Below are 15,106 nucleotides of genomic sequence, written 5' to 3' on the forward strand. Positions count from 1 at the left end.
TCCTTATCTAAATGGTTTTTACTATCTGTAAATAATACTAAATCTATATTAATGCTAAGAATTTATTAAATATACAATCTAAATCTTCTTTTGTTGTGTATTCTGGAATGTACTGAACACTATATATTGGTAATTCCTTATGTCTCATTCCTTCTATAGTATTGTCATTTAAATTTACATGAGTTATCTCTGTATTTTCTGGCATCTCTGAAACATTGTATCCATGATTTTGAGAAGTTATAAATACTTTTCCTGTTTCTAAACATTTAACTGGATGATTTCCTCCTCTATGTCCAAATGCAAGTTTTGAAGTTTTTCCACCTAATGCTAATGCCAAAATTTGATGTCCTAAACCGATTCCTGCTAGTGGTTTTTTGCCTACTAATTTCTTTATATTTTCAACTATATCATTTATATCTTCTGGATTACCTGGCCCATTAGATAATAATATCAAGTCAGGGTTTATTCTTAAAATTTCTTCTGAAGTAGTCATTGCTGGTACTACTGTTATGTCGCAGTTACAAGCTTTCAGTGAATCTAATATACTATTTTTAACACCAAAGTCTACAACTACAACTTTAGCACCAGTCCCTTTAATATTTTCAATTTCTTTTCTTGTAACACTTTTAACTGAATCTTTATTGCAACACTCCGTCAATTTAGACTGAACTTCTTGTAATGATACATTTTCTAAAGTTATAATACCTCTTTTTGTTCCATTATTTCTAATAATCTTAGTCAATGCTCTTGTATCTATTCCTTCAAGTCCAATTACTTTATTTTGCTTTAGATATGTGTCTATATCCATTTCACATCTAAAATTATTTGGGTTGTCACTTTTTTCTCTTACTATAAGTCCTTTTACTTGCACTTTATTTGATTCAACATCTTCTAAATTTATTCCGTAGTTCCCTATAAGTGGATATGTCATTGTCACTATTTGTCCATAATAAGTTGCATCTGTCAGTAGTTCACCATATCCTGCCATTGAAGTATTAAACACAACTTCACCAACAGCTTCCTTTAAATATCCAAATGCTTTTCCTTCAAATACTGTTCCATCTTCTAAAATTAATTTCCCCTTCATATAAGCTACCTCCCAAATGTTTTATCTAAGCATTTTCTATTTCTTTTACAATATTAATAGCTGATTCTCTTGGACTTTCTGCTTTTGTTATAGGTCTTCCAACAACTAAATAATGAGCTCCTCTTTTTATTGCATCTGATGGAGTAACAACTCTTTTTTGGTCTCCAACTTCTGCTGACTTAGGTCTTATCCCTGGGCAAACTGTTATAAAATCAGTTCCACACGCTTCTACTATCTTATCTACTTCTTGAGCTGAGCAAACAACTCCATCTATTCCTGATTCTTTTGCTAATTTAGCTCTCTTTATAGCCAATTCTTCTGTTGTCATATTACATCCTATATCTTGTAAGTCTTGGTTGCTTAATGAAGTTAAAACCGTTACTCCAACCACCAAAGGTTTTTCTATATTTAATCTCTCTGCTTCTTCTTTAGCAACTAGTGCACATTGTCTCATCCCTTCCATGTCTGATACATGTATTGTCATTAACCAAACATTATCTCTTACTGCAGCTCTTACTGCACTTTTCATAGTATTTGGAATATCATGGAATTTAAGGTCTAGAAATATTTTTTTACCTTTTTCTTTTAAATAGTCTATAGTCTTTCCTTTTGTAGCCACATATTGTTCTAGTCCTACTTTAAATATATCTACACTATCTTCTAATTTGTCTATTAGTTCTTTAGCTTTATCAAATTCGTCAGTATCAATTGCAACTATTAGCTTCTCTTTACCATTTATCATTTTTACATCTCCTTTTTAATAAAGCCTAAATCCTCATAAAAAAATCCTCACACCAAAAGAGGCACAAGGATTTTATCTATACATAACTCTATTCATTAGCTATGAGATATCTTTCCCAGTCTCTCTGGACTAGTTTAAAAGACTTTATTATATTTAAATTTTTATTTTATACTCATCAAAAACCTCTAGAAGATTTACTAGAGGTTATATATTAACACTATCTATAACCCTTTAGTCTCTCTGGACTAATTTAAGGAATTTAGCTGTAATATTTTTCTTTATTTATATAACTTTATGTATCTTAAGGATATTTTAAAGTTTCATCTTTTTTATAATTAAACCACTAATTGCTTTTTATGTCAATAAGTCTTTGAATTATTCTTTATCTTTATCAAACAATTTTTTTTCAAAATAAGACTCTGCATTATATATCGCAGCAGCTGGATTATGCCCAGTTACTCTATCTTTGACAATTAGAGTTGTTATAGGAGCTTCCATATATTTCATAGCTAATGTATCATGTCCAACACATAGTCCAAGAATTATATTAAGGTCAACTTTAGCTTCATTTAAAAACAAAGCCTGCCCTATTGGATTACACATTATTTCATCTGCACACTTTGATATCGTTTGAGATGCTTCTAATCCAACTGTACTTTTAGGCATTGCTCCATTTTTACATATCACAGAAAACACTTCAAATCCATGATGTTCAAATACCTTTTGTACTGTTTGCATTTCTCTTTTTAAACCAATACAAAACGCTATACCAATTTTTTTATAGTCACATTTTTTAGCAAACTCTATAATCTCTTTTAACCTAGTATATTGACAGTATCCCTCTGTTTCAATTAATCCAGCATTATAAGCTATTTTTCTATTTTCTTCATCTTCATAAAGTTTTTTTGCCTTTTCTTGTAACTCAACTTCTCTAGTTGGACATATCTTCATTAGCTTATCCATATCTCCATCTGAACAGCCTCTAAGATTACATTTCCCACACTTATACATACATACTATCCCCTCTCAAAATTTTATTCATTTTGTGATTCTTCTTTTTCCAAACTTAAATTTTCATCTTGAGTTTCTTCTTCTGATTTTACATGTTCAACTACAGTTATAAAATATGACTTTCCTATTCTATTCTTTATAGGAAGTTTTTCATATGAAACATCTATTTTATTTTTTATACATGCTATATCAAAATGTCTTAAGCCTACTCCTAAGCTAACCTTATTCATATCTTCACAATGTTTCTTAGGTTTCTTTTCAAATAGATGAAGACCTCGTTCATCTTTATGAAAATACCAAGGTTGAGAGTTTTTCACAGATGGAGCTCTTCTTGTAAATTCTAATATTTCTTTCCATTTCCTATTTCTATTTATTTTATTTATGATATCTTTTACTGGTTTTCTATCAGGCCTAGCGTATCTTGTCCTAAATAAATCTTCATTTTTTGCCGGATATCCAAAAGCTATTATTATATATGGATTCTCTATTTTGTTTTCATCTTCTTCTTCCGTTTTTATTCCAGCTAAATAATCTAAATCGTCTTCTTCATCTTCTCTTGGGTCTTTGTTGCCAATATCTACAAATTCCAAGATATCTTCTCTTTTTAATGTCGACTCCAACCAACAAGTAGCTACTCCTAACGTTGTAAGACGTAAGACTATACCTTCAGTGGCAAAACCTATATTTTGTAGATAGTCTTTTCCTTTATCTGATGTGACTACTATATAATGAGGTGCTTTTACTTTACACTCTTTACCCATTAAAAAGTGTATTATATGACCTCTATCAACAACATGTGCTTTAATATTTAAATCTTCATTTAAGTATTCTAAATTTTTACAACTTCTTTTTATTTCTTCCATTAATGGCTTTTTTAGTTTTGTACTGGAAAAATTTCTTACAGATTTTCTATAAAAAATGGCTTCATAAAGCTCCATTTATGCCCTCCTAACTGAAATCTTCTGTTCATAATATATAAACTACTATATTTAAACATATATAAGCTTTGCCAGAAAATTTTTTATTTCATTATAAATATCTATCTCATTATTATATTATAAGTTTTTTTCGGTATTCTTGTATAGCTTTTCACTAAAAAAGTATTTTTATTTCTACTTTAATACTATTATCAACAAAAAATAACGTCTTAGTTGCAATTATATATTTAAACAATCTATTTTAATTAAAATAAGTGTTTTTTATTTCTCAATCTATTGAGTATAAATATTTTAAATATGACCCAAAATCTAAGTAATGATATTAATATTTTATAAGTTATTTAATGATATAATATTTTATAAGTTATTTAATATTAAAAATACAGGAGGAATGATATGGATTTTAATAAAAATTTAGAAAAATATGCTGAGTTAGCAATTAAGGTCGGAGTTAACATACAACCAGGTCAAACTTTACTTATAAAATCACCAATTGAATGTGCTGATTTTGCAAGAAGTGCACTAAAGGAAGCATATAAATATGGTGCTAAAAATGTATATATAGAATGGTCTGATGAAGAAAGTACTCTTATTAAATATTTATATGCACCAGACGAAGCATTTCATGAGTTTCCAAAATGGACAGCAGATCAATATGTAGACATAGCTAAAGAAGGTGGAGCATTTTTATCAGTATATGCTCAAAACCCTGATTTATTAAAAGATGTTGACCCTGAGAAAGTTGCTAACTTTCAAAAAGCTTCTGGAAAGGCTTTAAAAGAGTGGCGTTCTTATACGCTAACAGATAAATGTAAATGGAGTATAGTTTCTGTACCAACAAAAGATTGGGCAAAAAAAGTATTTCCAAATTTATCAGAAAACGAAGCAGTAGATAAGTTATGGGATGCCATATTTAAGTGTTCAAGAGTTGATGGACAAGACCCTATAAAAGCATGGAAAGAACATAATGAAAATCTAAAGTCTAAAATGGATTTTTTAAATGAAAGTAATTTCAAAACTTTAAAGTATAAATCTTCAAAAACTAATTTAACTTTGGATTTACCAAAAGGTCATATTTGGTTGAGTGGAGCATCTAAAGACCCTAATGGAGTAAGCTTTAATCCTAACATTCCAACTGAAGAGATTTTTGGAATGCCACACAAGTTTAAAGTCAATGGAACTGTTTACAGCACTAAACCTCTTGTTTATGGAGGAAATATAATTGATAATTTCTTTTTGACATTCAAAGATGGTAAAATAGTAGATTTCTCTGCTGAAAAGGGATTAGAAACATTAAAGAAACTTATTGAAACAGATGAAGGTTCTCATTATCTAGGAGAGGTTGCTCTTGTTCCATATAACTCTCCAATATCTGATACAAATATTATTTTTTATAATACTTTATATGATGAAAATGCTTCTTGCCACTTTGCAATTGGGTCTGCTTATAAGACTTGCTTAGATGGTGGAAATGATTTGAAGGATGAAGAATTGGATGAACATGGAGTAAATGATAGTCTAACACATGTTGACTTTATGGTTGGCTCTTCAGATATGGATATTGTTGGAGAAACTCATGATGGAAAACATATACAGATTTTTAAAAATGGCAATTGGGCTTTTTAACTTATTTTTATACTAAAAAGGGCTGACGGAAGTTATACCAGACTTCCCAGCCCTTTTTAATGTTGATGATAAATATTTTTTTATATTAATTAATCTCATTATTATAGATTAATTCCTATTATTTTGGACATAAGTTTCTAAAACTTATATTTATATTATATATAAAATATCCTGTTTAGTAAAACCTTTATTTTAATTTCCATGCTAAAAATTTAACTTTGCTATCTCAACAGCAGATTTTGCATCTTTTGAATAATAGTCAGCTCCCATTTCCTCAGCATATTCCTCTGTCAAAACTGCACCACCTACAAATACCTTTGCATTTATTTCATTATCTCTTAATGCTTGAATTGTATCTTTCATACTTTGAACAGTTGTAGTCATAAGTGCACTCAATCCCACTAACTTTATATTTCTTTTTTTAGCAACCTCTACTACTTCTTCAATTGGAACATCTTTTCCTAAGTCTATAACTTCATATCCATAATTCTCTAGCATTATTTTTACTATATTTTTTCCAATATCATGAATATCCCCTTTTACTGTAGCAACTATTATTTTTCCTTTAGATACATTGTCACTATTTCTACTTAGTAAGGTTTCTTTTATTGTATTTAGTGAAGTTTTTACTGTTTCTGCTGATTGAATCAGTTGTGGTAAAAAGATGTCTCCACTATCGTATTTCTTTCCTACTCTATCAAGAGCTGGAATTAAAATTTTATCTAATATATAATTTTCATCCTTCTCTTTTAAAAGATTCAATGTTACATTTTTGGCTTCTTCTTTGAATCCTCTTTCAACTAAAACATCTAGTGACAAATCTTTATTAGCTTTAACAGTGGAATCAGACTGTTTTGAATTATTTATATTGCTATATTGATTTATGTAATTTATACATCCTTTATCTGTATTATTTAAGATTCTAAAAGAATTAACAGCCTCCATCATGCTATATTCGTTTGGATTTATAATTGCTAAGTCAAGCCCTGCTCCTAAAGCTAGCGTTAAAAAAGAGGCATTAAGTGCTTTTCTATTTGGAAGTCCAAATGAAATATTTGAAACCCCTAGTATAGTTTTTACCCCTAATGTCTTAACCATTGTTATGGCTCTTATAGTTTCTATTGCTTCCTCTTGTTGAGCTGAAACAGTTAGTGATAAACAATCTATAAATATATCTTTTGGTTTTATTCCATAAGAAACTGCTCTATCAACTATTTTTTTTGCTATTTCAAATCTTTCCTCAGCTTTTTTAGGTATACCTTTTTCGTCTAATGCAAGACCAACCACACATGCACCATACTTTTTAACTATTGGTAATATACTTTCTAAAGACTCTTCTTTGCCGTTTACAGAGTTTACGATTGTTCTACCATTATAATATCTAAGACCTTGTTCTAAAGCCTCTACATCGGAAGAATCGACTTGTAATGGTGTGTCTACTACTGCTTGAATCTCTTTTATTAACTTTGGCATTAATTTCTTTTCATCTATTTCTGGCAAACCAACATTCACACCTAATATTTGTGCCCCAGCACTTACTTGTTCTAGCCCTAAATTTATTGCATAATCTAAATTTTCATTTTTTAAAGCTTCTTGTAAAGATTTTCTACCTGTTGGATTTAATCTTTCTCCGACAACTGTAGGCGATTCTACTTCAACAAATTTTGATGGCGAACAAACTACACACTTATCAATCTTTTTGGTACTTCCCTTTTTAACAGAACTTATATTTTCAGATATTTCTTTTATAAAGCTTGGATTTGTGCCACAACATCCGCCTATTATAGTTGCTCCAGCTTCAACAAATTTTTTGACTCCCTCAAAAAATTCCTTCGCATCAACATCATATATAGCTTCTCCATCAACTATATTTGGTAAACCTGCATTTGCTTGAACCATTACAGGTATTGAAGCTCTTGACACGATTTTTTTTACTATTGGTAAGAGTTGTTTAGGACCTAATGAACAGTTTACTCCTATTGCGTCAACCCCCAGCCCTTCTATTGTAGCAACCATACTTTCTGGCATACATCCAGTAAAACTTCTCCCACTCTCATCAAATGTCATAGTACAGAAAACAGGTAAATCAGAATTCTCCTTAGCCGCTAAAACAGCAGCTTTAGCTTCATATAAGTCCATCATAGTCTCTATTACTATTACATCAGCTCCAGATTTAACACCCTGTAATACTTGTCTTTTAAATATCTCATATGCTCTGTCAAAGCTTAAAGTTCCCATAGGCTCTAACATTTCTCCTATAGGACCAATATCTAGTGCTACATATCTAGGTTTAGTGTTATCTACATTTTCTATAGCTTTTCTAGCCACTAAAATGGCATTGTCGATAACTTTTTCTACTGTATATTCACTATCTAATTTTAATTCATTACACCCAAAAGTATTTGTAAGAATTACATTTGAGCCTGCCTCTAAATATGATGTATGTATCTCTATAAGTTTTTCTGGATTTTGAAGACCAAATACTTCTGGATTTTCACCTATTTTTAACCCCTTTTGTTGAAGCATTGTTCCCATTGCACCATCAAATATTAATATATTATCCTTTAGATATTGTCTTATTTCCACAAGAATTCGCTCCTTTTCTATATGTACAATTTCTGTAGTTTTTACAATTTTCACACGATTTTTCTTTCTTTGATTTATCTATTTTCAAATTAGAAATGCCTATAATAGCTACTACTGATTTTCTTGGTATCATAATCCCATTTGATGTAATTGTGAGTCCTATTTGTTTTTGAGCATTTAAAACATTTAATATATCTATATTTTTCTCTATTGGTAAGTCCCCATATCCTGGGCTATATCGCATAGTTATAAATTTGTTTTGTTCTGAAAAAACCTTTTCTATATTGTTTTGAACAATATCACATACTTCTTCTATTGCTGTTGTTCCACATGAATCAATTATTAGTCCTTTTGTTAAATCTGAGTAAGAGTATCTTTTTATTTCCTTTTCTACTTCTATTCCCAAAGTCGCTGCCATAATTACACATTCATCACAGTTTTTTAGAAGTTCATATATATCCCTACTCTTTAAAGTTAAATTTGTTCCCTCTAGTTCTACAATCTTATCTTTATTTATTTTGATAGGATAAATCCTAGATATATATCTAGGATTTATCTTGTTTTTGGCTGTTTCTATACATTCATCAATAGTTTCTTTAAGTTCTTTATCTATTTCTTGTCCTTTATATTGTAAATACCTTAAAACTTCACTTTGATTTATGCTTATACTTTCTCTTTCAATTAAATTATTCTCCATATATATTAAGAGAAAATCCTTTATCTAAAACATCTTTTGCATATTCTTTTGCTCCAAATAAAGATAAGTCTCTATAATTTCCACATTCTAAAGCTGTAGCTGCTGGCATTTTATCAGATTCAATTACTTTCTTTAATGCCTTTTCTAAACCATCTTTAACTGTCTTAGCATCTACATCTCCCCATAATATTAAATAAAATCCTGTTCTGCATCCCATTGGAGATAAGTCTATCACACCATCTAATGTCTCTCTTAAATAAGTTGCTAGTAAATGTTCTAAACCATGCATAGCAGCAGTTCCAAAGCTTTCTACATTTGGTTGTAAAAATCTCAGGTCAAATTTACTTATTTTATCTCCTTTAACTCCATCAAGTACACTGCACTTTCTCACAAAAGGAGCTTTAACTTTTGTATGGTCTAATTTAAAACTTTCTACTTTTTCCATTTTTGAACCCTCCATTATCACTTAAAAATTTATTACTTTAAATCTATAAAAAAACTCTCCCTATCCACTATTGATAAGAAGAGTATATTATTTCCAATCATCTCATCGTTGTTAGCAGGACCACCTAATAAAAGGTTGGTATAGGTTCACTGAGCTAACTCTCTCCCCTAATTCTTGATAAGTATCTTATTAAACTGACTTAAATTATATATTACTTTTTTATTTTTGTAAACACTTTATGCTATAAATATTTGTGCATCTAAATCATACTTTTATCTTATTGCACAGTTTCTTGTATTATTGGTAGCTGTACCTCAAATACAGTTTGATGTATATTACTTGAAACAGTAATTTCCCCACCATGTAAATTCACAATATTTTTTGTAATTGCAAGACCTAATCCAGAACCTCCATCATTTCTATTTCTTGATTTTTCAACTCTATAGAATCTATCAAATATATTTGGTAAATCTAATACTGGAATAGGTTCTCCATAATTTATAACTTTTGCAATCGCCATATTTCCTTTTTTGGCAGTTACTATATCTACATAAATTCCTTCTTTTCCATATTTCATAGCATTGGTTATAAGATTTTCAAAAGCTCTCACCAATTTATTTGGGTCAGCATTTATAATTAATTTTTCTTCATTGAAGTTAACTCTACTAACCATAAATTCTTTTTTAAAATAAAATCCAAGTTGAGATACTATTTGACTTAATAGTTCTACCAAGTTTATATCTATTTTTTTTAATCTTATTGTATTATTTTGCATTTTTGTAAGTTCAAATAAATCATTTATAAGTATATTTAAACTTTTTGATTTCTCATATGCAATATTAACATAATACATCAACTGAACTTCATCTTTATACTTACCATCTTCTATCAATCCCAGATAACCCATTATTGAGGTTAAAGGAGTTCTTAAGTCATGCGAAACATTTGTTATTAAATCCGCTTTAGTCTGTTGAGCTTGTCTTTCTTCAACAGTTATATTTCTAAGTTGATAAACTATACTATTGATTTTATTTGCAAGTTCATCAATCTCATCAATTTTTTTATCACTTAATCCATTTGACTCATACTCAATATCTATACTTTTTTCTAAATCGCCTTCCTCCATTGAGTTTACAGCATCCATGATAATTTCTAGTTTTTTATTTTTGTTATCAGTATCTTTTAGAAAATTTACAAGTTTTTTATTTCTCTTGTATGACATTAATGAATAAATTGATAATGATGCTGTCAGAAATAAAACAGAATATAATGTACTGTCTCCTATAACAGCTCTAATGTCTCTTAAACTACGCATAAGGTAATTAATCGTAGATAAAGTAGTTCTCATATATAATATCTTTATTATATATACACTTGTTAACATAATCATTAGGGTTATAATACAACTTATTATAAAGTCTACTATAGGGCGAAACATATAATTTAATACACTCTTATTTTTCAATTTTATATCCTACCCCCCATACAGTATGAATTATTTTTTCTCCATCTGTATACTTTTCAATTTTATCTCTTATCCTACTCATATGAACCATTACAGTATTGTTAGATTGGTAGTATTGTTCTTTCCACACTTTTTCAAATATCTCTTCTGTACTATATACTCTACCTCTATTATTTGCTAGTAAATACAAGATATCAAATTCTCTTGATGTCAAAAATATATCCTTGCCAGCTACTGTTACACTATGTTTTTCCTTATCTATTAACACCACTCCTACTTCTATGACATCTTTATTTTCTTTGTCAGTACCACTAAAATAATACGCTCTTCTAAGTAATGCTTTTACTCTCACAGTAAGTTCAAGTGGATTAAATGGCTTTGTTAGATAGTCATCTGCACCCGTCATTATTCCTTGTATCTTGTCCATATCCTCTGATTTTGCACTCAGCATAAGTATTGGTATATTTAAACTTTCTCTAACTTTTCTACAAACTGCTATCCCATCCATCTTTGGCATCATTATATCCAATACCATCAGATGAATATTTTCTTTTTTTAAAATATCTAAAGCTTCTTGTCCATCTTTAGCTTTAATTACATTATATCCATCATTTAAAAGATATATCTCTACAAGGTCTCTTATTTCCTTTTCATCATCCACAACAAGAATTGTATCTTTCACTTTTTCACATCCTAACTTACTTTAATATAGTTCTTACTCATCTAAAATTATACTATACTTAAAGTAGTCTAATCTATCAAATTTATTTATATTACATTTAGTAATATTATACAATTTATGTTATGTTGTTTTATTATTTGCTTTGTAAATATTCTTCCAAAGTTAACCCTTTTGAATAAATTTCCTCAGCGACATCCTTACCCACATATCTAATGTGCCATGGCTCATATGCTGTACCTGTTATATCTTCTTTACCTTTAGGATATCTTATTATAAATCCAAATTTATGAGCATTTTCTGCCAACCATATGGCTTCTTTTGTGCTTCCAACAAACCATCTTTCTGGATTTGTCAAGTCAATACACAGTCCAGATTGATGTTCACTATGTCCAGGTTTTGCTACATATGCATCGGCTTTTTCCTGACCTTGAGAATTTACTCTTCTTGTATAAGTATCTTGTTGAGTATCATAAGACCTATATGCTGAAGACCCTAGAAACTGTATTCCTTCTTCGTTAGCTTGTCTAACTAAGTCTTCTACTGCTTTTGCAGGTTCTCCTGCCATTTGTTTTTCCTCTTCAGTAGCTTCTGGAACAAACTCTATATTTACTTTAGTAATATCTTTTGGCATATAATCTTTACTAAGTTCATTTGTCTTGTTTACCAATAATATATTATCTGCTATACTGTTTGAGTGATTTTTTTTCTGAGAATTTGCTTCAGCATCTTCTGATGAAGCAAATTGAGCAGTTCCAGTCTGTTCTTCATCTTTCAGAATTTTATCTTTAACTATAAACATACTTATAAATACTACTACTATAATCGCTAACATCAATTTTAATTTTTTCATGGTTAAATCGTCTCCTTTGTTATGTTTGTTAATGTTAATTTTAGAGTATAAGTTTTAAGTATTTTATAAGTAAACCTTAAGTTATTCTTAAGTTTATATTTTCAAATAAAGGATGGTGCTAAAAATGACTATGCAAAAACTTCTTAGTAAAGCCCGTAAGGCTATACAAGACTTTGATATGATACAAGAAAATGATAAAATTGCAGTTGGTCTTTCTGGTGGAAAAGATAGTTTGACATTACTTCATATACTTAAAAATTATCAACGATTTTCTCCACAAAAGTTTGAATTAATAGCTGTAACACTAAATACTGGTGGAATTGATAACTCTCCATTAAATAAGTTATGCGAGGAAATAAATGTACCTTTTTATGAATTTCAAACTAATATAAAAGAAATCGTATTTGATATAAGAAAAGAAAAAAATCCTTGTGCATTATGTGCTAATTTAAGAAGAGGTGCTTTAAATGACAACTCAAAGAAACTTGGGTGCAACAAAGTAGCTCTAGGACACCATAAGGATGATGCTATTGAGACATTTTTAATGTCTATGTTTTATGAAGGAAGAGTTAATTGTTTTTCACCAAAGACATATTTAGATAGACAAGATTTAACTGTTATAAGACCTATGATTTACATAGAAGAATATATGACTAAGAAGATTTCAAAGGAGTGTAACTATCCTATCATAGCAAATCTATGTCCTGCAAATGGCCATACTAGGAGAGAATACATAAAAAATCTTATTGCTAATTTAAATAAAGAAATGCCAGATTTTAAAAGGAATGTATTTGGAGCTTTAAATAATTCAGAAAAACTTTTTATATGGGATAAAGAAAAGATAAAAAATATTTATTTAAAATAATTTAAATATAACATTAAATCGCTTTCATACATTGTATAAAAATTAATATCTTTATATAAAGAAATGCAAGATTGTATTAATTATAAATACTCTCTATTTATAATTGACACAATCTTGCTATATTATAATCTTTTATATTTTTATTATTTTTTATATCTATATTTTAATAGTTATTAATATTATTATCGATTCTAATAAATGCATTAACTATAACTTAAACTTTTTATATTCTTAACTCAATTTATTCTTAAAATTTCTATCCCTCTATATTTCATAAAAACAATATTCTATGCTAGATTAGAATATTAAATTCGACTATCTCTGGTACATTAAAAAATCTAAACGGCAACTTTGTACTTCCAAGACCAGAACTCACATATAGATGATTTCCTTTTATATCATAAAATCCTTTAGTGTATTTCCTTCCATATGGAGGAGTGACTAAAGCTCCCTTGAAAGGCAATCTTATTTGACCGCCATGACTATGTCCAGATAAAACTAAATTCATTGTATCTTTACTGAGCATATCTACCAAATCTGGTTCATGCGCTAGCAATAAATTAAAACTATTATAATCAGTTTTACTTTCCAAATCTTGTATATTTGGATTACCATTTAATATCTCATCAGCTCCAAGTATATTAATATACTTATTGTCTTCAAGTTTTATTTTCTTACTTTCATTAACTAAAAGATGAAAGTTAGAATTTTTCATAATTTGTCTATAATACCTAGGAAGTTCATACATATAATCATGATTACCAAATACTGAAAATTTTCCTAACCTTGCATTCATACTAGATAAAATCTTTGTAATTTCATCTATATCTGGATTTTTATTAGAATAATCAATTAAATCTCCAGTAAATACTAATATATCTGGATTTAAGGCATTCACCTTATTAGCTACTTTTTTGAGTTTATTAGTTGAATAAAAACTGCCTATTTGAGTATCTGAAATCTGAACTACTTTTATAGTCTCATTCTCATTTTTTACTATATTTTCTTTAATCATGTTTCCATCTTCATTTATATTATATTTTTTCACAATTAATAGACTCGGTTCTATTGCAACTGAGTATATAAAAATTAAAACAAATATCAATATAAAAAATTTTAAAAAACGTTTTATCTTTAATTTCAAAGTATTTACCTACTTATTTATTATCTTAAACTATTTGAATTACAGACTCAACTTTGTCCATTTTTCTATCGTGTAATTTTGGTTTATTAGCTAAAAACCATTTATATGTTCTTGTAAGACCTTCTTTTAATAAAATATTTGGTATATAAAGACCATGTTCAATAAGCTTATTTATATCTAGATTAAAGTCTATATTTCTAAATGGGAAGTAAGTTCTCTCTCTAAACTCAACTTTTTCCATGTCTACATATTTTATAATAGGTTCCTTACCAATAACTTCTCCACATGTATATATAAGTTCATCCCAAGATATTAACTGTGGATTTGTTACATTATACGCTTCTCTTACATGAGAATTTTTCATTACACTTTCTAGCACTTTTACTAAATCCCCAATATATATAAATTGATTGCTTACTTGTTTTCCTTTAGGTACTGGTATTTTTTCGTTTTTTTCTATTTTTTCAAAGAAATAATATTCTCTATACAAATTATTATTTTCCCCATATATATAAGTTGGCCTAATAATTATATATGGTATAGAGCTATTTATAACAAAATCTTCTGTTTCTTTTTTGTTAAGTCCATATTTACCCCAATTTTCATTTTCACCTTTTTCATTATCTTCTTTTACATTTCTTCCACTATCTTTGTATACGGCTCCTGCTGACAATACTATGTATTTTTTTAAATTATCTAAGTTTACAAAATCAATAAGATTACCAACATCCTCTTTTGTATATGCTGTCATATCATATATGTAATCATACTGTCTTCCATTGATAATGTTTTCCATATCTTTGCGTACTTTTCTATCGCAAATTAAGTGCTCTCTAAAACCTTTATAATCTATTTCCTTTTTACCATTCGTAAGTATATCTATTTGATACCCACATTTAATTAAACGCTTAGCAAGTGCAGAACCTATAAAGTCGCTTCCACCCATGATTAAAATAGATTTCATTTCA

Annotated in this window: 14 protein-coding genes; 2 read left to right on the top strand and 12 right to left on the bottom strand. The window is 28.8% G+C overall.

What is annotated here, in order from left to right:
• Nucleotides 1-43: 43 nt before the first annotated feature.
• From carA to KGF48_RS11805, 4 genes are all read right to left on the bottom strand, one after another.
• A complete protein-coding gene (gene carA, locus KGF48_RS11790) occupies nucleotides 44-1,087 on the bottom strand; it encodes a glutamine-hydrolyzing carbamoyl-phosphate synthase small subunit (RefSeq protein WP_227828646.1) in 1,044 nt (347 codons plus the stop codon).
• A gap of 25 nt (nucleotides 1,088-1,112) precedes the next feature.
• Nucleotides 1,113-1,829 (bottom strand): orotidine-5'-phosphate decarboxylase, encoded by a 717-nt coding sequence (gene pyrF / locus KGF48_RS11795; RefSeq protein WP_227436407.1) that lies wholly within the window; start codon nucleotides 1,827-1,829, stop codon nucleotides 1,113-1,115.
• A gap of 375 nt (nucleotides 1,830-2,204) precedes the next feature.
• The gene (locus KGF48_RS11800) at nucleotides 2,205-2,840 is read right to left on the bottom strand and encodes a DUF1847 domain-containing protein (protein ID WP_227839229.1); all 636 of its coding nucleotides are present in this window, start codon (nucleotides 2,838-2,840) and stop codon (nucleotides 2,205-2,207) included.
• Nucleotides 2,841-2,863: 23 nt separating this feature from the next.
• Nucleotides 2,864-3,778: a nitroreductase family protein gene (locus KGF48_RS11805; RefSeq protein WP_227839228.1), complete on the bottom strand. Its 915-nt coding sequence runs from the start codon at nucleotides 3,776-3,778 to the stop codon at nucleotides 2,864-2,866.
• 396 nt (nucleotides 3,779-4,174) lie between these two features.
• Here KGF48_RS11805 and KGF48_RS11810 point away from each other — a divergent pair, with 396 nt between their 5' ends.
• Nucleotides 4,175-5,404 (top strand): aminopeptidase, encoded by a 1,230-nt coding sequence (locus KGF48_RS11810; RefSeq protein ID WP_227839227.1) that lies wholly within the window; start codon nucleotides 4,175-4,177, stop codon nucleotides 5,402-5,404.
• A 204-nt stretch (nucleotides 5,405-5,608) separates the two neighbouring features.
• On the opposite strand, the gene KGF48_RS11815 is transcribed toward KGF48_RS11810, so the two are convergent.
• The 6 genes from KGF48_RS11815 to KGF48_RS11840 form a co-directional block, all read right to left on the bottom strand.
• Nucleotides 5,609-7,990, bottom strand: coding sequence for a homocysteine S-methyltransferase family protein (locus KGF48_RS11815; RefSeq protein ID WP_227839226.1), 2,382 nt, complete (start codon nucleotides 7,988-7,990; stop codon nucleotides 5,609-5,611).
• Nucleotides 7,962-8,687, bottom strand: coding sequence for a vitamin B12 dependent-methionine synthase activation domain-containing protein (locus KGF48_RS11820; protein ID WP_227839225.1), 726 nt, complete (start codon nucleotides 8,685-8,687; stop codon nucleotides 7,962-7,964). Before KGF48_RS11820 ends, KGF48_RS11815 begins: the two co-directional genes overlap by 29 nt.
• The gene (locus KGF48_RS11825; RefSeq protein WP_227828640.1) at nucleotides 8,677-9,132 is read right to left on the bottom strand and encodes an S-ribosylhomocysteine lyase; all 456 of its coding nucleotides are present in this window, start codon (nucleotides 9,130-9,132) and stop codon (nucleotides 8,677-8,679) included. The genes KGF48_RS11820 and KGF48_RS11825 overlap by 11 nt, the downstream gene beginning before the upstream one ends.
• 277 nt (nucleotides 9,133-9,409) lie before the next feature.
• Nucleotides 9,410-10,597: an ATP-binding protein gene (locus tag KGF48_RS11830; protein WP_227839224.1), complete on the bottom strand. Its 1,188-nt coding sequence runs from the start codon at nucleotides 10,595-10,597 to the stop codon at nucleotides 9,410-9,412.
• Nucleotides 10,587-11,279, bottom strand: a complete 693-nt coding sequence (locus KGF48_RS11835; RefSeq protein WP_227828638.1) for a response regulator transcription factor — start codon at nucleotides 11,277-11,279, stop codon at nucleotides 10,587-10,589. The genes KGF48_RS11830 and KGF48_RS11835 overlap by 11 nt, the downstream gene beginning before the upstream one ends.
• Nucleotides 11,280-11,412: 133 nt before the next feature.
• Entirely contained in the window at nucleotides 11,413-12,129 is a 717-nt protein-coding gene (locus KGF48_RS11840) for a M15 family metallopeptidase (RefSeq protein WP_227839223.1), read from the bottom strand.
• A gap of 124 nt (nucleotides 12,130-12,253) precedes the next feature.
• Here KGF48_RS11840 and KGF48_RS11845 point away from each other — a divergent pair, with 124 nt between their 5' ends.
• Entirely contained in the window at nucleotides 12,254-12,994 is a 741-nt protein-coding gene (locus KGF48_RS11845) for an ATP-binding protein (protein ID WP_227839222.1), read from the top strand.
• A 292-nt stretch (nucleotides 12,995-13,286) separates the two neighbouring features.
• On the opposite strand, the gene KGF48_RS11850 is transcribed toward KGF48_RS11845, so the two are convergent.
• Both KGF48_RS11850 and KGF48_RS11855 read right to left on the bottom strand, forming a co-directional pair.
• Nucleotides 13,287-14,138, bottom strand: coding sequence for a metallophosphoesterase (locus tag KGF48_RS11850; protein WP_227839221.1), 852 nt, complete (start codon nucleotides 14,136-14,138; stop codon nucleotides 13,287-13,289).
• A gap of 25 nt (nucleotides 14,139-14,163) precedes the next feature.
• Nucleotides 14,164-15,102: an SDR family oxidoreductase gene (locus tag KGF48_RS11855; protein ID WP_227828634.1), complete on the bottom strand. Its 939-nt coding sequence runs from the start codon at nucleotides 15,100-15,102 to the stop codon at nucleotides 14,164-14,166.
• Nucleotides 15,103-15,106 lie beyond the last annotated feature (4 nt).

The organism is Clostridioides sp. ZZV15-6388, assembly GCF_020657755.1.
In the GTDB taxonomy this organism is placed as follows: Bacteria; Bacillota; Clostridia; order Peptostreptococcales; family Peptostreptococcaceae; genus Clostridioides.